General features: G+C 36.7%; 20 protein-coding genes and 1 pseudogene. 15 read left to right on the top strand and 6 right to left on the bottom strand.

The window, feature by feature from the left end; genetic code table 11:
* Window positions 1-59 precede the first annotated feature (59 nt).
* On the bottom strand, window positions 60-737 hold the full coding sequence (locus PSU83_RS08915) for a Crp/Fnr family transcriptional regulator (RefSeq protein WP_300589010.1): 678 nt from the start codon (window positions 735-737) through the stop codon (window positions 60-62).
* Between the two features lie 104 nt (window positions 738-841).
* Here PSU83_RS08915 and PSU83_RS08910 point away from each other — a divergent pair, with 104 nt between their 5' ends.
* From PSU83_RS08910 to PSU83_RS08870, 9 genes are read left to right on the top strand one after another with little or no spacing between them, the layout of a single operon-like run.
* Entirely contained in the window at window positions 842-3,244 is a 2,403-nt protein-coding gene (locus PSU83_RS08910) for a heavy metal translocating P-type ATPase metal-binding domain-containing protein (protein ID WP_300589009.1), read from the top strand.
* A gap of 58 nt (window positions 3,245-3,302) precedes the next feature.
* Window positions 3,303-3,524 (top strand): cbb3-type cytochrome oxidase assembly protein CcoS, encoded by a 222-nt coding sequence (ccoS, locus tag PSU83_RS08905; protein WP_300589007.1) that lies wholly within the window; start codon window positions 3,303-3,305, stop codon window positions 3,522-3,524.
* 2 nt (window positions 3,525-3,526) lie between these two features.
* The gene (gene ccoN, locus PSU83_RS08900) at window positions 3,527-5,716 is read left to right on the top strand and encodes a cytochrome-c oxidase, cbb3-type subunit I (RefSeq protein ID WP_300589005.1); all 2,190 of its coding nucleotides are present in this window, start codon (window positions 3,527-3,529) and stop codon (window positions 5,714-5,716) included.
* 4 nt (window positions 5,717-5,720) lie between these two features.
* Window positions 5,721-5,903, top strand: coding sequence for a CcoQ/FixQ family Cbb3-type cytochrome c oxidase assembly chaperone (locus PSU83_RS08895; RefSeq protein WP_300589003.1), 183 nt, complete (start codon window positions 5,721-5,723; stop codon window positions 5,901-5,903).
* A 10-nt stretch (window positions 5,904-5,913) separates the two neighbouring features.
* On the top strand, window positions 5,914-6,837 hold the full coding sequence (locus PSU83_RS08890) for a cbb3-type cytochrome c oxidase N-terminal domain-containing protein (protein WP_300589000.1): 924 nt from the start codon (window positions 5,914-5,916) through the stop codon (window positions 6,835-6,837).
* Window positions 6,838-6,844: 7 nt separating this feature from the next.
* Entirely contained in the window at window positions 6,845-8,266 is a 1,422-nt protein-coding gene (ccoG, locus tag PSU83_RS08885; RefSeq protein ID WP_300588998.1) for a cytochrome c oxidase accessory protein CcoG, read from the top strand.
* An 18-nt stretch (window positions 8,267-8,284) separates the two neighbouring features.
* Entirely contained in the window at window positions 8,285-8,734 is a 450-nt protein-coding gene (locus PSU83_RS08880; RefSeq protein WP_300588996.1) for a FixH family protein, read from the top strand.
* A gap of 2 nt (window positions 8,735-8,736) precedes the next feature.
* On the top strand, window positions 8,737-9,441 hold the full coding sequence (locus PSU83_RS08875) for a sulfite exporter TauE/SafE family protein (protein ID WP_300588994.1): 705 nt from the start codon (window positions 8,737-8,739) through the stop codon (window positions 9,439-9,441).
* An 18-nt stretch (window positions 9,442-9,459) separates the two neighbouring features.
* Window positions 9,460-9,693 carry a DUF465 domain-containing protein gene (locus PSU83_RS08870; protein WP_300588992.1) on the top strand — a complete coding sequence of 78 codons (234 nt, stop codon included), beginning with the start codon at window positions 9,460-9,462 and terminating at the stop codon, window positions 9,691-9,693.
* Window positions 9,694-9,733: 40 nt separating this feature from the next.
* Here PSU83_RS08870 and hemN read toward each other — a convergent pair whose 3' ends face one another.
* Both hemN and PSU83_RS08860 read right to left on the bottom strand, forming a co-directional pair.
* On the bottom strand, window positions 9,734-11,098 hold the full coding sequence (gene hemN / locus PSU83_RS08865) for an oxygen-independent coproporphyrinogen III oxidase (protein WP_300588990.1): 1,365 nt from the start codon (window positions 11,096-11,098) through the stop codon (window positions 9,734-9,736).
* Window positions 11,099-11,481: 383 nt separating this feature from the next.
* A complete protein-coding gene (locus PSU83_RS08860) occupies window positions 11,482-12,246 on the bottom strand; it encodes an XRE family transcriptional regulator (protein ID WP_300588988.1) in 765 nt (254 codons plus the stop codon).
* A 97-nt stretch (window positions 12,247-12,343) separates the two neighbouring features.
* On the opposite strand from PSU83_RS08860, the gene dinB reads away from it, so the two are divergent.
* The 6 genes from dinB (at window position 12,344) to PSU83_RS08830 (ending at window position 19,637) form a co-directional block, all read left to right on the top strand.
* Complete coding sequence (dinB, locus tag PSU83_RS08855; RefSeq protein ID WP_300588986.1) at window positions 12,344-13,498, top strand: DNA polymerase IV; 1,155 nt, start codon at window positions 12,344-12,346, stop codon at window positions 13,496-13,498.
* Window positions 13,499-13,522: 24 nt separating this feature from the next.
* The gene (gene dnaE / locus PSU83_RS08850; RefSeq protein ID WP_300588984.1) at window positions 13,523-16,582 is read left to right on the top strand and encodes a DNA polymerase III subunit alpha; all 3,060 of its coding nucleotides are present in this window, start codon (window positions 13,523-13,525) and stop codon (window positions 16,580-16,582) included.
* 93 nt (window positions 16,583-16,675) lie between these two features.
* A complete protein-coding gene (locus PSU83_RS08845) occupies window positions 16,676-18,037 on the top strand; it encodes an exonuclease domain-containing protein (protein ID WP_300588981.1) in 1,362 nt (453 codons plus the stop codon).
* Between the two features lie 57 nt (window positions 18,038-18,094).
* A complete protein-coding gene (locus PSU83_RS08840; RefSeq protein WP_363319881.1) occupies window positions 18,095-18,709 on the top strand; it encodes an alpha-ketoglutarate-dependent dioxygenase AlkB in 615 nt (204 codons plus the stop codon).
* Between the two features lie 103 nt (window positions 18,710-18,812).
* A complete protein-coding gene (locus PSU83_RS08835) occupies window positions 18,813-19,184 on the top strand; it encodes a hypothetical protein (RefSeq protein WP_300588979.1) in 372 nt (123 codons plus the stop codon).
* A 33-nt stretch (window positions 19,185-19,217) separates the two neighbouring features.
* Window positions 19,218-19,637 carry a response regulator gene (locus tag PSU83_RS08830; RefSeq protein WP_300588977.1) on the top strand — a complete coding sequence of 140 codons (420 nt, stop codon included), beginning with the start codon at window positions 19,218-19,220 and terminating at the stop codon, window positions 19,635-19,637.
* 145 nt (window positions 19,638-19,782) lie between these two features.
* Here the strand turns inward: PSU83_RS08830 and cphA are convergent, their stop codons facing one another.
* The 3 genes and pseudogenes from cphA to PSU83_RS14795 all read right to left on the bottom strand — a co-directional run.
* Window positions 19,783-22,437: a cyanophycin synthetase gene (gene cphA / locus PSU83_RS08825; RefSeq protein ID WP_300588975.1), complete on the bottom strand. Its 2,655-nt coding sequence runs from the start codon at window positions 22,435-22,437 to the stop codon at window positions 19,783-19,785.
* Between the two features lie 180 nt (window positions 22,438-22,617).
* Complete coding sequence (locus PSU83_RS08820) at window positions 22,618-22,941, bottom strand: low affinity iron permease family protein (RefSeq protein WP_363319880.1); 324 nt, start codon at window positions 22,939-22,941, stop codon at window positions 22,618-22,620.
* Window positions 22,941-23,144: pseudogene (locus tag PSU83_RS14795) on the bottom strand (helix-turn-helix domain-containing protein); the annotation flags it as partial. The pseudogene PSU83_RS14795 and the gene PSU83_RS08820, both read right to left, overlap by 1 nt.
* Window positions 23,145-23,146: the final 2 nt, after the last annotated feature.

Raw genomic sequence — 23,146 nt, 5'->3', positions numbered from 1 at the left:
TTTGAAAAAAGTGTGAGAAAGTAAATCGGAAGTAACAAAAAAAATACATCAACAATAAACTATTTCAGTTTCTTCAACTCATTTAATTCTGGAATGATAATTTTCTTTCCGAGGATGGTTATGATACCAAGCTTATTAAATTCGGATAACAACCGAATGCAACTTTCTGTCGCTGTACCAATCATACTAGCAATTTCTTCACGTGATAATTGCAATTTCAAACTTTTATCTTCATTAATTCCAAAATTTTCTGCCAAATATACTAATGCGTAGGCCAACCTTTCTTTAACCGTTTTCTGAGCCATGCTAACCATAAATTCATCCGCTTCCTTTAAGTCGCCGCAAATGGTTTTCATAACATTCATTGAAAAAGCATTGTTTTGATCAAAAAAACTAAGAATTTCCGCTTTTGGGATAAAGCAAATATGCATGTCTTCAAGGGCAACAGCGCTAAGATTTGCAACTTCATCACTAATCATCGAGCGCTGACCTAACAAATCGCCTCTTTTAGCCAGTTTCACAATTTGATCTTTCCCGTTGGCGCTAAGTTTGGTCATTTTACAAACCCCTTCCTTTACACAAAAAACTCCATTTACTTTTTCACCTTCCTCAAAAATAAGTTCTCCTTTTTTAACAATTTTAGAAACCTTACAATTGGCCATTTTTACCAACTCTTCTTTATTGAGTGCCTTAAGGGAACTGAATTCCCTGACAATACATTGTTCGCATTTACTCATATTGAAAGATTATTAATTAAGACAAAGTTAACCGTTTATATGACATTTATCATTTTTTAATGGGTAAAAGTTTTGAACCTTTGCTGCAGGTAAATGAGCAGATTATGGATACTGAAAAATGTTTCCACTGTGGTTTGGATGTTGTAAAACAAGACGAGATTATTTTTGATGAAAAGCTTTTTTGTTGTAACGGTTGTAAAACGGTTTACGAGATTTTCAGCACTAATAATATGATGTCGTATTATGATTTTGAGAAATCACCGGGAGCAAGACCATTGGAAGGAAACCAAAAATATGGTTTTCTTGACAATGAAAAAATCGTGGAAAAATTATTGGATTTTAAGGAAGGAACAACGCAAATAGTTTCCCTTCAGATCCCCCATATCCATTGCAGTTCGTGTATTTGGATATTGGAAAACTTGCATCGTCTCCAAAAAAACATTACCGCTTCACAGGTTAATTTCCATGAAAAGAAAGTTCGGATTACTTACAATTCGGAAGCGATTTCATTGAAAGCAATTGTCACTTTACTGCAGTCTATTGGTTACGAACCGTACATCAGTCTCGACAATTATGAAACTAAAAAAATCACTACGGATCGAAGTCTGACCTATAAATTAGGCGTTGCATTCTTTTGTTTCGGAAACATCATGTTACTTTCTTTTCCAGAATATTTTGATGTGAATGAGTTTTGGCTTGACCATTATAAAAACTTTTTCAGATGGTTGATTTTTGCCTTATCGCTACCCAGTTTTTTTTATTCGGCCACCGATTATTATGTGATTGCCTATAAAAGTATTAAGTCGAAAACGATGAATATTGAGATTCCTATTGCGTTGGGAATCGTAGTCATGTTTGTTAGAAGTACGTTTGATATTGTATCCGGTCACGGACAAGGTTTTTTTGACAGCCTTACCGGATTGATATTTTTTATGCTTCTTGGTAAAATGTTCCAAATCAAAACCTACAGTTTCCTGAGTTTTGAACGCGATTATAAATCCTATTTCCCCGTTGCGGTTACCCGACTTACAAATGATGGTGGGGAAGATGCTGTTCCGATACATGAAATCAACAAAGGCGACCGGTTATTAATACGCAATCAAGAACTTATTCCTACAGACGGAATTCTAATTTCTGAAAACGGTTCGATTGATTATAGTTTTGTAACGGGCGAATCGATTCCGGTAACGAAAAAATCAGGGGATAAATTATTTGCAGGCGGACGACAATCGGGAAGTGTAATTGAGATGGAAGTCTTGAATTCGGTTTCCCAAAGTTATTTAACGCAATTGTGGAGCAATGCTGTTTTTCAGAAAAAAGTAGACCAAAAGCATAAAACCATTACCAATACGATCAGTCACTACTTCACTCCTGCCCTTTTACTAATTTCCTTTCTGGGATTTGGGTATTGGATTTTTATAAGTACCACTATTGCTTTTAACGTATTCACCGCAGTTTTAATTGTTGCTTGTCCGTGCGCCTTGGCGTTGACTGCGCCTTTCACTTTGGGGAATGTTTTGCGGATTTTGGGCAAGAAGAAATTCTATCTCAAAAATGCTATCGTTATCGAACAATTAGCCAAAGTAAATACAATTGTTTTTGACAAAACTGGAACTATTACAACCAGTAAAAAGGCGAAGATATCTTATGAAGGGAAAGCCATGGATTCCGATCAGAAACTTTGGATCAAAAATACTTTGCGCGCTTCCAATCATCCATTGAGCAGAATACTTTACGATACGTTAGAAGAAAATCAGCGAATAGAAACCGATTCGTTTGAAGAAATTCCAAATAAGGGTATTGTTGCTAAAATTAAAGGACACCGAATCAAAATTGGATCGTCAGCTTTTGTACAAAACGACAAAGAGGATACTGCTTTGCAGACTTCCGTTCATATCGAAATCGACGAAAGCTATATCGGTAAATTTATCTTTAATAATGAATACCGTGAAGGCCTTTCCGAACTGTTTTCTGAGTTAAGTAAAGACTACGAAATCAAAGTTTTATCAGGCGATAACGAAGGCGAAAGTGCAATATTAGAAGCATTATTGCCTAAAGGAACCGAATTGGTATTCAATCAAAAACCGGAACAGAAATTAGACTTCATAAAACAATTACAACTTCAAGGCAAAAATGTGATGATGGTTGGTGACGGACTCAATGATGCAGGAGCTTTGGCACAAAGTAATGTTGGGATATCCGTTTCTGAGAATGTAAATGTTTTTTCCCCTGCTTGCGATGCGATTCTGGATGCTGGCGAATTTTACAAAATCAGTCGTTTTTTAAAAATGTCAAAAAAAGCAATGCTGACTATCAAATTGAGTTTTGTATTATCCTTACTCTACAATGTCGTCGGATTATCTTTTGCCGTAACCGGAAATTTGTTGCCGTTGGTCGCTGCTATTATAATGCCGTTAAGTACGATAACCATTATAAGTTTTGTCACGATTATGAGCAATTTATTCGCTAGAAAACTTAAACTAGACGATAAAAAAGAGCAAGTATGATATATATCATATTTTAAACAAAACGTTGAAATTAACTTTGCGTACACAAAATAGAGGTATGAGTGTCATTTATTTATTAATCTCCATCAGCATCATTGTTGCGATTGTCTTCTTTTCAGCTTTTATCAAAGCGGTTAAAAGTGGTCAGTATGACGACGATTATACACCATCCGTCAGAATGCTTTTTGATGACGAATTGGTCAAAGATTCTAAAAAAAATGGAGCAGATAAAAAAACACCAGAGACTATCGAAACTAAAATAAAAACCAAAATAATTTAAAAATGGAAATGCAACAGTTTTATTATGACAACAAAATTGTAAAGAAATTCATTTACGCAACCATTGTCTTTGGAGTTGTGGGGATGACAGTCGGCTTATTGCTGGCAATCATGTTTTTATTCCCAAACATCACCGACGGTATTTCGTGGTTGAGTTTCGGAAGGCTTCGTCCGCTGCACACCAATGCTGTGATTTTTGCATTTGTGGGAAATGCGATGTTTGCCGGAATTTACTATTCTTTACAGCGTTTGCTTAAAGCCAGAATGTTCAGTGATTTTTTAAGCGGTCTACACTTTTGGGGCTGGCAATTAATCATTGTTGCCGCAGCAGTTACATTGCCTTTGGGTCATTCTTCTTCTAAAGAATACGCCGAACTAGAATGGCCAATAGATATTGCCATAGCACTAATTTGGGTCGTATTCGGAATCAACATGATTGGAACCATTTTACGTCGTAGAGAACGTCATTTATATGTGGCAATATGGTTTTATCTAGCCACTTTTGTTACTGTAGCAGTATTGCATATCTTCAATAGTATTGAAATTCCAGTTTCTGCATTCAAAAGTTATTCGGTGTATGCCGGAGTTCAAGATGCCTTGGTACAATGGTGGTACGGACATAATGCAGTTGCATTTTTCTTAACAACGCCGTTCTTAGGATTGATGTATTATTATGTTCCAAAAGCGGCTAATCGACCAGTATATTCCTATCGATTATCTATTGTTCACTTTTGGTCTCTAATTTTCATCTACATCTGGGCTGGACCACACCATTTATTGTATTCTGCTTTACCAACATGGGCACAAAATTTAGGTGTTGTATTCTCCATTATGCTTATCGCTCCGTCTTGGGGTGGAATGATCAACGGATTATTAACTTTAAGAGGGGTTTGGGATAAAGTACGAGTTGACCCGGTTCTTAAATTCTATGTTGTAGCAATTACCGCTTACGGTATGGCTACTTTTGAAGGTCCGATGTTATCCCTAAAAAATGTAAATGCTATAGCCCACTTTACGGACTGGATTATTGCCCACGTTCACGTTGGTGCTTTAGGTTGGAATGGATTCTTAGCATTTGGTATGATTTACTGGTTAGTTCCTAGAATGACCAAAGGAAAATTATACTCTATAAAATTAGCAAATCTCCATTTCTGGATTGGTACTTTGGGAATCATCATGTATACGCTACCGATGTACGTTGCAGGCTTCTTACAAGCTTCTATGTGGAAACAATTTAATCCAGACGGAACTTTAACGTATGGTAACTTCCTAGAAACCGTTCAGCAAATTATGCCAATGTATTGGATGCGTATGATTGGTGGAACTATGTATATCATTGGAATGTTTATTCTAGTATATAATATCATTCAAACGGTCAGAGCCAATGCGCCAGTTGAAGATGAATTAGCGGAAGCACCAGAATTACAACAAATCAGCAAAGGAAGAATCAAAGGTGAAAAATTCCACCCATGGTTAGAAAGAAAACCGATACAACTTACCATTTTGGCAACAGTTGCGATTTTAATTGGAGGTGTAATTCAGATTGTACCAACCATTATGGTAAAATCCAACATTCCAACTATTGCAGCGGTAAAACCATATACGCCATTAGAATTGGAAGGACGAGATTTATACATCCGTGAAGGTTGTGTCGGATGCCACTCGCAAATGGTTCGCCCTTTCCGAAGTGAAGTTGAACGCTACGGTCCACAATCAAAAGCTGGAGAATTTGTTTACGATCACCCGTTCTTATGGGGTTCAAAACGAACCGGTCCTGATTTGTTACGCGTTGGGCAAAAATACAATGACAACTGGCATTTCAATCACTTTTGGGATCCACAAAGTATTTCTGCTGGTTCAATAATGCCAGGTTATAAATGGCTATTTGACAACAAAGCGATGGACATATCTGATCTGGAAACGAAAATGAAAGTGATGCAGACCTTAGGCGTTCCTTACACGGATGCTGAAATTGCCAACGGAAAAGAAACGCTGCGTAAACAAGCACTTGCCATTGAACTTAGCTTACATTCTGATCCTGATTTTGTAAAAAGTTACGAAAACAGTAAAAAGAAAGCGATAGCGAAAGGAGAACAATTTGTTCCAATGAATGAAAGAGAAATTGTATCCCTAATTGCGTATATCCAAAGATTGGGAGCTGATATTAAAGTAAAAGATAATTCTAAAAAATAAAACGATGTTTGAGCAAATTAAACACAATATGGAAACGATTTCGGGTGTACAAATCTACCCAATAATTTCGTTGTTGATATTCTTTCTATTCTTTGTTGGACTCGGTTTCTGGGTATTCTCCTATACGAAAGAAAAAATTACTGAATTGAGCAACATGCCTCTTCAAGACGATAATAATAAAGTTTAAATTCTTTACCATGAAAAAATTAATCCCAGTATACGTTAGGCTTCCACTTATTTTCTTTATCATTTTTGGAGCTATGGAATTCTTTATTGATTCAGGCGATCAACCTGCTTTCATAAAATATCCAATGGTAGGTATATTTCTTCTTGCCTTTCTTTTTTTATTAATTGCAATAGAAATTACCATGGCAGCAGTGGACAATGTCATGTATCACATGATGACTGATGAACAAAAAAAACAGCAGGAAGAAGCTTCGTCTATTAGCTTTACAGAAAAAGAATGGTATAAAAATTTGGTGAAGAAATTGACCAAATCAAAACCACTTGAAAATGAAGGTACACTTTTACTTGATCACGATTATGATGGCATCAAAGAATTAGACAATAATCTTCCACCTTGGTGGGTCTATCTTTTCTACGGATGTATCGTATTTGCTGTTGTATACCTTGTCCGATTTGAAATTTTGGATGGCGATAATCAGGAAACGGAATTCAAGAAAGAAATGGCACAAGCTGAAATTGATATTGCCGAATACAAAAAAACGGCTCCCGATTTAATGGATGAGAAAACAGTTACACTCTTAACAGAGCCCGCTGAACTTGCAAAAGGTAAAACTATTTTTGAAACCAATTGCGCAGCTTGTCACCGTGCGGATGGTGGTGGTCAAATTGGCCCTAACCTAACGGACGACCACTGGATTTTAGGTGGCGGAATAAAAAATGTTTTCCATACTTTAGTGAACGGCGGACGTGACGGAAAAGGAATGGTATCCTGGAAAGGAACCTTAAAACCTAAAGAAATGCAACTCGTAGCAAGTTATGTTCTTTCTTTAAAAGGAAGTAATCCAAAAGACCCAAAAGCGGCAGATGGTGAAATATGGATCGATGAAAATGCAACAGCTGCTGTTACAAAAATAGACAGTACTAAAGTCAAATAAAAAAATTATGTCTGATTTAATTGAAGACGAAGCTTTTAGAGACTCCATTGGGACTATAGATGAAGAAGGTAAACGCAAGTTTGTTTTCCCTAAAAAGCCTAAAGGAAAGTTTTACGAATACCGCAAATGGGTCAGCTATTTTTTACTACTGGTTTTAATTGCCAATCCATTTATAAAAATAAACGGCAACCAGTTCATGATGTTCAATGTGCTAGAACGTCGCTTCAATATCTTTAGTTTTCCATTTTGGCCTCAGGATTTCTATCTTTTTGTGCTTTCGATGATAATCGGAGTGGTATTTGTAATTTTGTTTACTGTCGTTTTTGGACGGATATTTTGTGGATGGATTTGTCCACAGACTATATTTCTAGAAATGGTTTTCAGAAGAATTGAATACTGGATTGATGGCGACCGTGGCGGACAAATACGTCTGCAAAAACAAAAATGGGATGCCGAGAAAATACGAAAGCGAGTTTTAAAATGGACGATCTTTTTTATTATTTCCTTTCTAATTGCCAATATATTTCTGGCGTATGTAATTGGTAGTGATGCACTGTATTTAATGATTGAAGAAGGTCCAATTGCACAATCCAGTAATTTTATTGCACTGCTCATTTTTACCGGAGTTTTCTATTTTATTTTTGTCTGGTTCAGAGAGCAAGTATGTATTATTGCGTGTCCTTACGGAAGATTGCAAGGCGTTCTTTTAGATAATAAATCGATTAACGTGGCCTATGATTTTGTTCGTGGCGAAAAAGAAGTCGGACGTGCCAAGTTCAATAAACAAGAAGATCGAGCGGCATCCGGAAAAGGAGATTGTATCGATTGTAAACAATGTGTGCATGTTTGTCCAACAGGAATTGATATCCGAAACGGAACACAATTAGAATGTATAAATTGTACGGCTTGTATAGACGAATGTGACTCGATAATGGAAAGCGTTAACTTGCCAAAAGGGCTTATTCGCTACGCTTCGGAAGATGAAATTGAAAAGAAAGCACCGTTCCGTTTTACAGCAAGAATGAAGGGATATAGCGCTGTTCTTATTATTCTGATTGGCGTTTTAATGGGATTGCTTTTATTAAGAAATGATGTTGAAGTCTCTGTTTTAAGATTACCTGGACAGCTTTTTCAACATAAAGGTGAAAACATTAGTAATGTCTATACCTATAAAATTATCAATAAAACATCAGAAGATTTTAAAGATATTCATTTTGAAATTGTTTCACATAAAGGCACTATAACTAAAGTAGGAAACGCAAATTTTAATGTTCCTAAACAAAAAATCGCTCAAGGAACACTTTTCATTGAAATCAGTCAGTATTTGCTCGAAAGCGATAAAACTAAACTGAAAATAGGCGTTTATAAGGGTACCAAATTATTAGGAACCACAGACACCAATTTTCTCGGACCGAGAAATTTCGATTAACTTAAAAAATTAGTACTAATGAAAATAAATTGGGGAACGGGAATAGTAATAGCTTTCGCATTATTCATCAGCTTCATATTGTTTTTTGTATTTAGGGTACAGAGCAATTCTAAATACGATAACGAATTGGTTGTAGAGGAATACTACAAGCACGATGCTAAGTTTGGTGACGAAATGCAGAAAATACAAAACGCAGCTAATTTACCTGAAAAACCCACAATAGAAGTAGATACAGAAGGCATTAAAATTGTTTTCCCTGAACGCTTCATTCCACAACAAATAAAAGGAAAAGTGTCCTTCTACAGACCGTCTGCTAAAAAACTGGACTTTGAAATACCGCTCCAGTTGAATCAAACTTCACTGCTCATACCTAAACGTGATTTCGCAGGCGGTCGTTGGGACATTACCATGTCATGGAATTATAACAACATTGATTATATTAGCAAAAAAATAGTTTATATCAATTAGAAATGATTTATTCTGCACTTTTATTAGGTTTAATAAGCAGTCTTCACTGCGTAGGAATGTGTGGTCCAATAGCCATTATGTTGCCTGTTGATCGTAACAATCCGGCTAAGAAAGTGACGCAACTTTTGACCTATCACCTCGGTAGAATCAGTGCTTACGCGAGCATCGGTTTACTTTTTGGTTTTATTGGTAAAGGATTTTTTCTCGCTGGAATACAGCAGCAGTTGTCCATTTTTGCCGGAGTAGTAATGATTGCAATTATCCTGATTCCAGAACGTATTTTTGCCCAATACAATTTTTCTAAACCCATTTTCAGAATTATTTCCTCAGTTAAAACCGCTTTGGGAAAACAGTTTAGAACTAAAAGTTATAAATCATTATTCACCATTGGAGTATTAAATGGTTTTCTGCCTTGCGGATTAGTATACGCCGCATTATTCGGTGCTATTGCCATGCAAGATGTAACGCTTGGAATGCTTTATATGGTTTTATTCGGACTCGGAACTGTGCCGCTAATGAGCATCCTTATCTATTTTAAAGAGCTTATGACACTACCCATCCGAAACAAAGTACAAAAGGCAATTCCGTATATGGTTGTACTCATTGGAACCTTATTTATTCTGAGAGGATTAGGTTTAGGTATCCCCTATATATCGCCTTCATCACTTGCGCTTTTTGTTCAGGCTACGCCTAATTGTCATAATTAATAACTAAAAATTTATACCATGGAAAGACACGATTTACTGCACGAATTCCCCGATTTTCAAGAGAAGATTCACGAACTGAAAATCAGCAATAACCACTTCAGAAAACTATTTGATGAATACCATGAACTCGAACATGAAATTCATAGAATCAATACTGATAGCGAAACGGTTACTGATGAATATGCCCATGCTCTGAAGACAAAATTGCTACATATCAAAGATGAAATTTTCGCACTTTTAAATAGTAATTAAAGCAAACGCCATCTCTAAAAGGATGGCGTTTATTTTTGTTTTATATCGTTGACGAAAATAATTGATTTTCAGGCGCTTTTCTTCGCATTCGCAAATCAAAAGCCATGCAAATATTCCGTACGAAAGCTTTCCCTTCTTCGGTTATAGTGATGGAGTCATTTTTGATTACCACTAATTTATCATTCACCATTTCTTTCAACTGCTTCAAAATTTCGGGAATTTCAGTAAAGTAATTCACTTTCTTTTCCCAAGAAGTTTCAAATCCACAAATTAAATTCAAGATATGTTTGCGGATAATCAAATCTTCATCAGTTAGCAAATGTCCTTTAACAACGGGTAATTTATCCCATTCCAATATTTGATAATAATCTTCAAGATTTTTGACATTTTGTGCAAAACTATACCAACTATCGCTGATGGAAGAAACGCCAAGTCCAATCATCAATTGCGTTTTGGAAGCACTGTAGCCCATAAAATTACGGTGCAGTTTTTTATTTTGGAACGCCTCATACATAGCATCCGTATCAAGAGCAAAATGATCCATTCCTATTTCGTGATACCCATTTTTCTCCAATAAATTTTTCCCTACTTCATACAACATTCGTTTCTCATCATCTTTCGGGATATCTTCATCTTTAAATCCGCGTTGTCCGTTTCCTTTAATCCAAGGCACATGAGCATAGCTGTAAAAAGCGAGTCGGTCCGGATGCAGTGATTTCGTCTTCTCAATAGTATCGATTACATCTTCTCGTGTTTGAAAAGGAAGTCCGAAGATAATATCGTGTCCAATAGAAGTATAGCCAATTTCACGTGCCCAAAACGTAACTTTTGCCACATTGTGAAAAGGCTGTTCTCTATGAATGGCTTTCTGTACTTTCTCAGAATAATCCTGAACACCAAAACTGACTCTTCTAAATCCTAAATCATACAGTTTTTGCAAATGCTCGCGGGTTGTATTATTGGGATGACCTTCAAAACTCATTTCGCAATTTTCCGCCTTTTGAGCATACGAAAAAATTCCATTAATCAAATCTTCCAAATTGTTTACCGAGAAAAATGTTGGGGTTCCGCCACCAAGATGAATTTCCTTTATTCTAGGTTTTTCACCCAATAATTTACAGTACAAACTCCATTCTTTCAGCACACCAGTAATATAAGGGTCTTCCAAGCCATGATTCTTGGTAATTCTTTTATGGCAACCACAAAACGTACACAAACTTTCACAAAAAGGTAAATGAATATAAAGGCTAATTCCTTCTGAATCATTACTCTCGGCGAACGATTTTTTAAGTGTTGTTATCCAACCCTCGTAAGTAAAATCAGCTTCATTCCAATACGGTACCGTCGGATAACTGGTATAGCGCGGACCGGGAACATTGTATTTCTGAACTAATGAGGTTTTCATGAGATATAATTATGTCCCAAAAGTAAAGCTCTATCCAAAAAAGAAAAATGATAATTATCATATACTACATTCTTAACATAAAAAGCTCAAGTCATTGAATATAATTTATTTACTGAATGCCTTTTTTTTAGAGAGAACGGCTATACTAAATGCATATTGGTCTAGTGGAAATTATTGAATTTATATATCAAATCGTATAAATTCCGAAGCGCTGTTTCTATCTAATTTTGAGGTAATTATAAAATATAAATGTAATGACTGAAATAGTAAACTGCGGACCCGGTATAGGAGTGTTTTTTGCCATGGCTATTATCGGAATTATATTGATTGCCATTAGTTTTTTAATGACAATCGTCAAGAGTAAATAGAACTTCCATTATAGGCTAGACAAGTCGGTTTTTCAACTGCTTAATGTCTCTACTCATTTCCAAAATCAAAGTATCCATTGACGCATTTTCTGCTGATATTTTAGTGTCGTCTTGTCCAATGTGCGCCACATATTCCCAAATTTCCAATATATCGGATAGCCTAATATCATACGGACTGTAAATAATATTATCGGGTTCGACCGTTATAGAATCCACATTTTTGCTGTTCAATCTTTTGTATGTGATGCCTTCACTAAGGGTAATTATGATATAAGTTTTATCTTTCTTAATTTCTCCAAGATTTTCAACATAGCGTCCAACCACAAAACTTTTATCGGTATGGGGCGGCATAGAGTCTCCTCCTATTGGGAAAGCTCTCATTTTTCCAGCACCTAAAAAAGGCAAGGCAACTTGTTGAAGATTTTCTATAAACTCCGGATCTGAATAACCCGTCAAATATCCTGCTCGCGCTTTATGCGGAATTATTTCTATAAAATTATTACCGTTTTGATCTACTACTATAGGTAATAAAATTCTATTGTCTCCTAATTGGAGTAAATCATCCACCGGAATTTTTCTTAAATCCACCGACAATAAGATATCGATACTGATGTGAAAATACCGCGATACCGCCAACAAAAAATCCGGTGGCGGAAGATTAATGCCGCCTTCATATTTTACGTAACGGTCTCTCGGCACCCTACAACCTTCCGCAACTACTTGCTGAGTGACACTTTTCTTGTTTCTAAGAATCTTTATATTATCGGAAAATAACGACATGATATGTTAATGTGAGGATTTATCACTTCAAATATATAAATTAAAGTGCGTATTCCGCATATTTTTGTATAATAATTTAACCCCACAATTTTAGAATATGCAACGCTCAATCGTACACATGGATTTGGACACTTTTTTCGTGTCTTGTGTAAGGCTCCAAAACTCGCAATTAAATGGTATCCCGATAATTGTTGGCGGTGGAGAACGAGGCGTTGTGGCTTCCTGCTCGTATGAAGCCCGCCGTTTTGGAGTGCGTTCCGCTATGCCTATCCGTATGGCTTTACAACTTTGTCCAGAAGCAAAAGTCATTAAAGGCGATATGGAATTGTTTACCAATAAATCACAAGAAGTAACACAGATTATTGAAGAGCGAGCACCCATAGTGGAGAAGTCTAGCATTGACGAATTTTATCTCGACATTACCGGCATGGATAAATTTTACGGCTGTTACAAATGGACAAATGAACTTTCAAACACTATCACAAAAGAAACAGGTTTACCAATAAGTTTTGCACTATCCATAAATAAAACCGTTTCCAAAATAGCCACAGGTGAAGGAAAACCAAAAGGAAATTTAGAGATTTCAGAAACGATGGTGCAATCTTTCCTAAATCCACTTTCTATTAGAAAAATTCCTGGCATTGGTGAACAAAATTTCAAATCGTTATCGCAATTGGGAATACGTAACATTGAGAAACTTTCTGAAATGCCACAACGCTATATGCAAGGAATGTTCGGAAAAATGGGACTCGAATTGTGGCGAAAAGCAAACGGAATAGATAATACTCCCGTTCAACCTTATGTAGAAAGAAAATCAATCTCCACCGAGCATACTTATACGCAGGATACTATTGACATTAAAAAAGTAAAATCACATCTAATTAGTATGGTCGAAAAGCTTGCTTATCAGTCCCGTCAGGAACAATGGCTGCCTTCCATACTAGTAGTAAAATTACGCTATGCCAATTTTGATACAGAAACCAAACAATTAAAAATAGCCTATACTTCTTGCGATCATATCTTGATTAAATATGTGTTGGAATTATTTGATGCGCTCTATAACCGTCGGATGCGAATACGATTAATCGGAGTGCGTTTCAGTGGTCTTGCCCGCGGAACTTATCAGATTAATATGTTTGAAGACACGGTAGAAATGATGTCCTTATATCAGACCATGGATAAAATCAGAAATCGCTTTGGAGCCGATGCCGTTAGCCGATGTGCTGGAGCCAAATTAATTAACGATTTATAGTAATTGATTTAAATAATAAAACAAATGTATCTTAATTGTCATTCCTATCATTCGTTGCGCTACGGTACAATTCCATTAACGGATTTAGTGCAGGAAGCTGCTTTGCACGGTGTAAAAGAAATGGCCTTGACGGATAATAATACCATTACCGGAATCTACGATTTTATAAAATTATGCGAAGCAGCAACTATTAAACCCATTGTTGGAATTGAATTCAGACACACTAATACCTTGCATTTTATAGGTCTGGCAAAAAATCGCGAAGGAATTAGCGAAATGAATAGGCTAATCACAAAGCATAATTTTGAAAACACGCCTTTGCCCATCCAAGCGCCAAATTTCAAAAATGTAGTGGTTATTTATCCGTTTGAAAATAAACCGCACGTTTTGAAGGAAAATGAATTTGTGGGTATTCGTCCAGAGCAACTTCCAAAGCTATACAATCCAAAATGGAACTGCTTTTTGGATAAAATGGTGGTCTTACAACCCGTCACTTATCGGACCAAAAAAGAATACAGCCTTCACAAAATTCTTCGTGCGATAGATTTGAATATTCTAGGTTCCAAACTTACCGAAACGGATTATTGTAAAGTATCGGAAATAATGATTCCGTTAGAGGAATTGATTTCAAAGTTTGTTGATTATCCACAGATACTTGAAAATACGAAAAAGATAATCGAACAATGTAATTTTGAATATGAATTTGGAACACCTCGCAATAAAAAACACTTTACCCAAAATAGCACTACCGATATTGAATTGCTAACAAAACTAGCTTATGAGGGATTAACTTGGCGGTATACTAAAGATAATAACGACGCAAAAGCACGGATTGAAAAAGAACTGAAAGTCATACATCAACTAGGATTTAGCGGTTACTTTCTAATTACTTGGGACATTGTTAGGTACAGTATTTCTCAAGGATTTTTACACATCGGACGCGGCAGCGGAGCCAATAGTATTATAGCATATTGCTTAGGCATAACCGATATTTGTCCTATTGAACTGGATTTATATTTTGAGCGTTTTCTAAACCTCAACCGCAAAACGCCACCCGATTTTGATATTGACTGGTCGTGGAAAGAACGCAATACCATTCTGGATTATATCTTCAGTAAATACGGCGCGGATCATGTAGCTTTTTGCGGAACGAATGTCGAATTTAAATACCGTTCCATCTTTCGGGAAGTCGGAAAAGTATTTGGCTTACCAAAAGAAGAATTAGACTTACTCGCCAAAAACCCAATGATCAAGCACCATCAAAATAAGGTAGTGCAACAAGTACAAGAATACGGAATGATGCTCGAAAAATATCCAAACCAACGCAGTATGCATTCGTGTGGCATCATTATTTCAGAAGAACCAATAACCAATTTTACGGCCTTGGAAATGCCTCCAAAAGGCTATCCTATTGTTCAATTCGATATGCATGTGGCTGAAAATATTGGCTTTGAAAAGTTTGATATTTTAAGCCAACGCGGCATCGGTCACATTGACGACACCGTAAAATTGGTCAAAAAGAACCAGAATATAGAAGTTACTATTCGAGACACGCGCATTTCAAAAGATGAAGCACAATGCAATGCTTATTTAGGACGTGGAAAAACAATTGGATGCTTTTATATTGAAAGTCCAGCAATGAGAGGTTTGTTACGCCGACTTAAATGTGAAAATTACAAAGTACTCGTGGCAGCTTCGTCTATTATTCGTCCCGGAGTGGCGCAAAGTGGTATGATGAAAGAATACATTTTCCGGCACAATCATCCTGATAAATTTGACTACTTTCATGATGTTTTCAAAGAACAATTGGGAGAAACCTATGGAATCATGGTATATCAGGAAGATGTCATCAAAATTGCATTGCATTATGCAGGAGTTCCCGCTTCGGATGGTGATATCTTACGTCGTGCGATGAGTGGTAAAGGCAGATCTAAAGAAGCATTGCAGAAAGTAAAAGATAATTTTTTTACGTGCTGCGCCGAAAAAGGCCATCCGTTACCACTTAGTCAAGAAATATACCGACAAATCGAATCATTTGCCGGATATTCCTTTTGTAAAGCACACTCGGCTTCATATGCTGTGGAAAGCTATCAGAGTCTGTATTTGAAAGTACATTATCCGATAGAATTTATGACTGCAGTAATCAATAATTTTGGTGGTTTTTACCGAACCGAAGTTTACATACATGAAGCAAAAATGTCGGGAGCTAAAATTCATAATCCATGTGTCAACAAAAGTGATTGGGAAACTACTTTATATGGTCGGAATATTTATTTAGGATTTCAGCATTTAAAAAGTCTGGAATCAAAAATTGCACTATTAATACAGGAGAACCGAGAGCTTTATGGTAACTATACCTCTATCGAAGATTTTATTAACCGCATCGCTATTGGCATCGAAGGCATACAAATATTAATTTTCATTGGCGCGTTCCGGTTTACAGGAAAGAGCAAAAGTGAACTTCTAGTCATTGCCCGAATGTTGATGCTCAATTTCAAACCCGAAAATAGAGGATGGCTGTTGCTTGAAGAACCGTTGAAAGAATACCAATTGCCTGTATTGAACCGTTCCGCTTTTGAAGATGCTTTTGATGAAATTGAGCTGTTAACTTTTCCAGTTTCGGTTACGCCCTTTAATTTGTTGCAGACTTCCTATCGCGGCGATGTTATGGCAAAAGACTTGGTAAAACACCCTAAGAAAACGGTCAAAATGCTCGCGTATCTTATTTCAAGAAAACACGTTCCAACAAAAAAAGGGGATATGTATTTTGGCACGTGGATTGATGTCGAAGGAGAATTTTTTGACACAGCGCACTTTGCAGACTGCCTTCAAAAATATCCTTTTAAAGGTGGCGGTTGTTATTTACTGCAGGGACAAGTTGAAGTCGATTACCACTTCCCTACTATTACGATTACTAAAATGGCCAAAATGCCGTTTATTGCAGATCCGCGGTATGCAGATACGGATGAAAAAAGATTCCAAACCCAACAACAAATACGGGAAGATATAAGCATGACGCAACGGGCGCCCTATCCGCAGGAACACGAAATAAATTTACCTCGATTTAAGATGGGCCAATCGTAAACAAAGAATCCGATACTACTTTTAACAAAAGTGGTGTACATATTATAATTTAAAATAATTACATTACCTATATAAAATTAAGTCCAATACCCAATGAAGAACCAGGAATACGCCATAGTAGATATTGAGACGACCGGTGGTAATGCCAACGGCAGTCGTATCACTGAAATTGCGATTATCATTCATGATGGAACCAAAATTATTGACCGTTGGGAATCGCTTGTCAATCCGCAAAAGGATATTCCCCTTGCCATTTTTGCCTTGACTGGCATCAATAACGATACGGTAAAAGATGCGCCTATATTTGATGCCATTTCTGAAAAAGTATTGGAGATGCTTACAGACCGAATATTTGTAGCGCATAATGTGAACTTTGATTATTCCTTTGTGCGTCACGAACTCGAAAAATCGGGTTTCAAATGGACCGCAAAAAAACTCTGTACCGTGCGCGCCACCAGAAAAATCAAACCCGGATTGGGTTCGTATAGTTTGGGCAATCTGTGTCACTCATTAGATATCAATATCGAAAACCGCCACCGTGCCGGAGGCGATGCAGATGCTACTGTTGTATTGTTTTCCATGTTACTAGAATGGGATAGCGACGGTGAACTATTGAAAATGATAAAGAAAACTTCACCTGACCAACGCTTACCGCCTAACCTACCTCCGAAAGATTTTGAGCAACTACCCGAAAAACCAGGCGTCTATTATTTCTATAATCAGGAAAAAAAAGTGATTTATGTTGGGAAAGCAATTAACATAAAAAAACGTATTGCTTCGCACTTTACCGGGCACAATATCAATTCGCAACGTCAAAATTTTCTACGAGACATCTACAGTATTTCCTTTGAAATTTGCGCTACCGAACTGATGGCATTACTGTTGGAATACAACGAAATTAAAAAATTATGGCCAATGTATAATAAAGCTTTGAAGCGCTTTGAACCCAAATATGGACTATTTGAATATGAGGCACGTAATGGCTATAAATACCTATCGATAGGAAAGCTAGGTAAAAACCAATCGTATATTGAAGCGTTCAGCAGTTCCTATGACGGCATCCAATTGTTACGCAGTTTGTCCGAACAATTTAAAATAGATTACCGCTTTTGTAATTATGGAAGCACTAATGAAGGAGAACTGTTTCGTCAACCTGATGACAGCACTTTACCTGAAGTTACAGAACACAACGAACAGGTAGACAATGCTCTTGATTTCTTTCTAAAGAACCGACCAAGCTTTGCCATTATGGATAAAGGCAGAGATGCCGAAGAACGCAGTTGCATCTGGGTAGAGAACGGACATTTTTATGGTATGGGTTACCTTACTTCCGATATTGCTCTTGTGGAAGTTTCAGAGATAAAAGACTATGTTACGCCGTATAAAAGCAATCACTATATCATGCAATTGATTTATGGGTATGCCGAGAAGTTTCCAGGAAAAGTGAGGAAGTGAGCGGAAGATAGAAATTAGAATTTAGAATTTAGAATTTAGAAAATAGACGACAGAGAAATGATGACACTATTTGAGGATACAGAATTATTTACATTGGGGCTTCGGGGTAGAAAAGTTTTTGATTTGCCCGATTGTGACCTTCTGTTAATTGACAATTTCATCCCAAAAGACGAATCCGATTTCTACTATAACATTTTGCACCATCAAACACTATGGCACGAATATGAAATGCCGATGTATGACAAGATGGTTACTGCACCACGAATGGTTTCATGGTACGGAGATTCCGAACGCACGGAATTAAATCCGAAACAAAAGTGGCCAAACGAGTTACTTACTATTCGAAAGCATGTAGAGCATGAAACCAAGATAAAATTCAATTCGGTTCTTCTTAATCTTTATCGAAATGGAAACGATGGTGTCGGATGGCATTGTGACAAAACAACTAGTTCTAATAAAGATATGAATATTGCCTCTGTTACTTTTGGGGAAACCCGAATGTTTCGATTACGACATAAATTTATGAAACACATTCCTCCACTTGAAATTCCATTAAACCACGGTACGTTCCTATTAATGTCGGGAGCAACGAATAGCTATTGGGAACATCAAGTTCCAAAAACGTCACGGAATGTATTACCTCGAATCAACCTCACCTTCAGACAAGTTTAAAAGTAACGCGATTTCTAGCCTAATTATATAATAGCAATTAGTAATTATATAATGGAAATTTAGATAGTATGTTGTAAATTTATACAAACTAAATACTATCGCCATGGAAGAAAATAGCAAAACGAATCACGACCCCAAACACACTGATTTCCAGCAAAACAACAAAGCCTATCCTGGACATACTTCAGAGCAACAAAAAGGAAATCATAGCGACGAAGTAACACCGTATACGGAACTTAGTGATGAAGAAAAAGATGCACGTTTGGCCGATTTTGGACCCGTTCGCAATCCTAATTATCACGATGTAAATGACGACAATAACATAACAAGTAGTTCCGCCAACCGATACAGAAAAGACACGCACCATCATAAAACAGGAACTGACGGGAAAACCCTAGAAGATTTTAACAAAATAGAACCTAAAAGGGATATCAATAAAGCAGCGAACAATGAAAATAAAACTCCTGGCCGCTAATAACAATTAATCAAACAATAAAATCTAATTCTAATGACACCTAACAAACCCTTAACCATTATGATTGCTGACGACGATGCCGATGATCGCGAAGTACTTCGATTTTTATTTACTAAAAACGATAGATTTGAACTTATAAATTGTTTTGAATCAGGAATTGATGTTATAAAAGAGATCATGGTTGAAAATAATCTTCCGGATATACTTCTTATTGATATGTATATGCCAATGCTTACCGGAGCAGAAATTATAAAGAAATTAGAAGAAAGCAAAATTGGAGTGAATATGTATAAATTTGTGGTTTCCTCTACGATAAATAGTGCCGCAGAAAGCAAATACATCGAAAACAATAAAGTCAAATTTATCAAAAAACCAGTTTCCTTAAAAGAAATTAATGATTTGCCAGGGATAATATTGGATCACCTTCATTATGATAATAACACTAAAGTATAAGCTCTACTTTTTTTCATGATTTCTATTTTTAAATATTAAATTAGTACCGTTGTCGTTTTAAAAATTCTGATTCGTTAATATTAAAATTTAATTTACAAAGCAGGCCTAAAAAAGCCTGCTCTAGTTTTATAGTTGCATTCTAATTTTAAATTGCCAGTGTTTCTGCAGTATCAGGAATAGAAACTAGCATTTCAGATTCCTTAGTTAAATGTTCGTTTATCACTTTTATTACCTTATCATAATTATCGCTTAATGCCACAATCAAATCTCCTTTTTTTACAATCTCAAATGCGCGAACTATTGCTTCTGACTCTTCAGCAATAAGTTCGTAAGTAACATTTCTTTTGGACGCTTTAATTCCTTTTACAACCAAAGCGTTTATTTGATCTACCGTTTTACCTCTTAAACTGTGCTCTTGCCTTACTATAATATGGTCAAACATAGACGCAGCTATTTTCGCTAATGAGATAGTATCCTCATCCCGTCGATCTCCGATTCCTGCTATAATTCCGATTCTTCTTTTTGCTTTAATACTTTTTAAATAGTCTTTCAATGCGATGAATCCGTGTGGATTATGAGCGTAATCTACGAGTACTTTATAGTTTTTAAATTCGAATAGATTCATTCTGCCCGGCGTCATTTCGTATCCTGGAATAAACGTCAGCAACGCATTTTTAATCTGATCCATAGTAAATCCCCAGGCGAAAGCCGCAACTGAGGCTGCGAGAATGTTAGCAATCATAAATTTGGCATTGCCACCATCCGTTAGCGGAATTTTGGAAACATTTTCAATTCGGTATTTCTCTCCTTCGTAAATAAGTACAATCGTATCGCCTTCTAAAACAGCTACAAGCGCATCGTTATTGATACATTCGCGTATCATATCGTTTTCGGAATCTAGAGAGAAATAGGCTATATTGCACTGAAGTTCCTGAGCAATTTTCAAACAATTATCATCTTCTGCATTTAGCACAGCCCAACCATTTTTGGTAACGCTTCTGGCCACCACGGCTTTAACATTGGTTAAATCCTCCAACGTATGTACATCATCAAGTCCCAAATGATCTTCTTCAATATTGGTAATAATACCTACATCACAAGAATCAAAGCACAAGCCACTTCGTATCAGTCCACCACGAGCCGTCTCAAGAATTGCAAAATCAACTGTCGGATCTTTTAAGACTGTGGTTCCACTTGCCGGACCAGAACAATCGCCGCCTTTAACCTTATACCCGTTGATATAAATACCATCTGTAGTCGTATATCCTGCCGTATATCCTGCCGTTTTAGCAATATGAGCTAGCAAACGCGTAGTTGTAGTTTTTCCGTTAGTTCCTGTTACTGCAAACAGCGGAATAGTTGGTTTACTTCCTTTTGGAAATAACATATCAATCACCGCTGAAGCAACATTTCTTGGTTTACCAAAGGAAGGATCCAAATGCATTCTGAAACCCGGCGCTGCATTGACTTCCAATACTACGCCACCATTTTTAGACAATGGTTCACTGATTGACGGTGCCATAATATCAATTCCACAGACATCGAGACCAATTATTTTTGCAATACGTTCTGCAAGAAACTTATTTTCTGAATGGATTTCTTCACTGGTATCTATTGCCGTTCCACCTGTGCTTAAATTTGCAGTTGATTTAAGATAGATAATTTCTCCTTCCGATGGTACGGTTGCACTGGTATAACCATATTTGTCGAGTTGGGTAAAGGTATCTTGGTTGAAAATAATTTTTGTTAAAGACGATTCGTGTCCGTTTCCACGTCGCGGTTCATCGTTCACCATGTGAATTAATGTATCAATGGAATCTACTCCATTCCCTTTAATCAATGCCGGAATGCGTTTTGCAGCAGCGACAAATTTACCGTCAATCACCAACAAACGATAATCGGAACCAGTAATAAAGCGTTCCACAATACAATAGTTGCTAAATGTTTTGGCTAATTCGAAGGCATATAATGCCGAATCCAAATCGGGTATATTAATAGTGGCTCCTTTTCCTTGATTTCCGTTTAATGGTTTTATGACAATCGGAAAACCTATGGCATCAATGATTTCTTTTAACCCTTCTTCAGTAGCACAGCAATCTCCAGCAGCAACTGGAATATAATGCTGCGCCAAAAGTTTCTTTGTAGCATCTTTATTTCCGGCAGTTCTAACCGCTAGTTCAGAGGTTTTTGCGGTAATTGTGGCTTGAAACTGTTTTTGTGCCGAGCCATAACCCAATTGAATTCTAGAATTTGTACCCATTCGCATCCACGGAATTCCGCGACGTTGCGCTTCGTCAACTATACTTTTGGTACTTGGCCCCAATCCGTGCTTTAGTGCTAATTCTTTAAGTTGTAAAATATCATTTTCGATAGCGTAAGGTTCATTTTTGGCAATCGCATCCACTATTCTAAAAGCAGCTTGTGCTGCATAGAGCCCGGCTTCTTCATTAGTGTAGGTGAATACCATATTGTAAACGCCTCTTTTAATAGTTTCTCTTGTGCGTCCGTATCCACATTCCATTCCTGCCATCGACTGAATTTCTAAAGCCACATGTTCCATCACGTGCCCCAACCAAGTGCCACGTCGTAATCTTTCAAAAAAACCGCCTTCTCTGCCTTCAGAACATTCGTGCGCTATCATTTCAGGGAAGGCCGTTGTAAAACGTTCCAAAAAGCCCTCTATTTTATCCGTGGGGAACTTTTCCATTTCCTCTAGGTCCAATCTCACCTGAATAAGTCGGTTTCTGTAGTTGCTCCAAACATTAGGTCCGCGAAGCACTTGGGTCTTTAAAATTTTCATGTTGGTTAGTGTTTAAATCAACACAAATTTCTAATAATATATGCGAATTTGAATTACACGATTATTGAATTTAATTATAAAATCCTATCGCTGAATTAAGTAGTTTTTGTAATAAAGACAAAACCTTCGAAGCATTTGAAACGAAGCTCCAATAACTAAACTCAAATCGCTAGATGGCTTTTATTTTTTTACATGCTTAGCAGTAGATTTTTTGTCGCTAACCGATTCTTTTTTAGTGGTCTTCACTCCTGTTTTGGTATTCTTCATTTTTTGATTAGTCTCCGCTTCATCAACGGAATGGGTAATATGTAGCGAATTTTCTTTTTCAGACAAATCACTTAATTTTTGGTAATATTTCTTAACCACTTCCATTTCAGATTCAGTCATATCCTCAATATCCACCAACCGATTGCTAGCATATTCACTCGACGCCACCAATTCATTAAGTTTTAATTGAATGGCCAAAGAATCCTTGTTTTGTGCTTTCTGAATTAAGAACACCATCAGGAATGTAATGATGGTTGTACCCTATTGATAACCAATGCGCACCAATGTGCTAATTCTGCATTATAAATATCAGTTGACTTGATTACCCAAAGTTTGACTTCTTTTGTAATTGTGGATCTGTTTCTATTAAGCTGTATTGCTATGTAATTCAGTGATTTGTTTTCCTTGAGTAAAGTCTCAATAACAACACGTTCATTGTAAG

It is taken from the genome of Flavobacterium sp., assembly GCF_029945805.1.
In the GTDB taxonomy this organism is placed as follows: domain Bacteria; phylum Bacteroidota; class Bacteroidia; order Flavobacteriales; family Flavobacteriaceae; genus Flavobacterium.
Note: the sequence above shows the minus strand (reverse complement) of the source record. Positions and strands in the feature narration are given on the sequence as shown.

Excerpts from the sequence above, each read along its gene's own strand:
- PSU83_RS08820 (WP_363319880.1), bottom strand. The coding sequence starts at position 22,941 with ATGGTGTTCTTAATTCAGAAAGCACAAAACAAGGATTCTTTGGCCATT.
- ccoS (WP_300589007.1), top strand. The coding sequence starts at position 3,303 with ATGAGTGTCATTTATTTATTAATCTCCATCAGCATCATTGTTGCGATT.
- PSU83_RS08845 (WP_300588981.1), top strand. The coding sequence starts at position 16,676 with ATGAAGAACCAGGAATACGCCATAGTAGATATTGAGACGACCGGTGGT.
- PSU83_RS08915 (WP_300589010.1), bottom strand. The coding sequence starts at position 737 with ATGAGTAAATGCGAACAATGTATTGTCAGGGAATTCAGTTCCCTTAAG.
- ccoG (WP_300588998.1), top strand. The coding sequence starts at position 6,845 with ATGTCTGATTTAATTGAAGACGAAGCTTTTAGAGACTCCATTGGGACT.
- hemN (WP_300588990.1), bottom strand. The coding sequence starts at position 11,098 with ATGAAAACCTCATTAGTTCAGAAATACAATGTTCCCGGTCCGCGCTAT.
- PSU83_RS08880 (WP_300588996.1), top strand. The coding sequence starts at position 8,285 with ATGAAAATAAATTGGGGAACGGGAATAGTAATAGCTTTCGCATTATTC.
- dnaE (WP_300588984.1), top strand. The coding sequence starts at position 13,523 with ATGTATCTTAATTGTCATTCCTATCATTCGTTGCGCTACGGTACAATT.
- PSU83_RS08860 (WP_300588988.1), bottom strand. The coding sequence starts at position 12,246 with ATGTCGTTATTTTCCGATAATATAAAGATTCTTAGAAACAAGAAAAGT.
- PSU83_RS08840 (WP_363319881.1), top strand. The coding sequence starts at position 18,095 with ATGATGACACTATTTGAGGATACAGAATTATTTACATTGGGGCTTCGG.
- PSU83_RS08835 (WP_300588979.1), top strand. The coding sequence starts at position 18,813 with ATGGAAGAAAATAGCAAAACGAATCACGACCCCAAACACACTGATTTC.
- PSU83_RS08890 (WP_300589000.1), top strand. The coding sequence starts at position 5,914 with ATGAAAAAATTAATCCCAGTATACGTTAGGCTTCCACTTATTTTCTTT.
- cphA (WP_300588975.1), bottom strand. The coding sequence starts at position 22,437 with ATGAAAATTTTAAAGACCCAAGTGCTTCGCGGACCTAATGTTTGGAGC.
- PSU83_RS08870 (WP_300588992.1), top strand. The coding sequence starts at position 9,460 with ATGGAAAGACACGATTTACTGCACGAATTCCCCGATTTTCAAGAGAAG.
- PSU83_RS08830 (WP_300588977.1), top strand. The coding sequence starts at position 19,218 with ATGACACCTAACAAACCCTTAACCATTATGATTGCTGACGACGATGCC.
- ccoN (WP_300589005.1), top strand. The coding sequence starts at position 3,527 with ATGGAAATGCAACAGTTTTATTATGACAACAAAATTGTAAAGAAATTC.
- PSU83_RS08875 (WP_300588994.1), top strand. The coding sequence starts at position 8,737 with ATGATTTATTCTGCACTTTTATTAGGTTTAATAAGCAGTCTTCACTGC.
- PSU83_RS08895 (WP_300589003.1), top strand. The coding sequence starts at position 5,721 with ATGTTTGAGCAAATTAAACACAATATGGAAACGATTTCGGGTGTACAA.
- dinB (WP_300588986.1), top strand. The coding sequence starts at position 12,344 with ATGCAACGCTCAATCGTACACATGGATTTGGACACTTTTTTCGTGTCT.
- PSU83_RS08910 (WP_300589009.1), top strand. The coding sequence starts at position 842 with ATGGATACTGAAAAATGTTTCCACTGTGGTTTGGATGTTGTAAAACAA.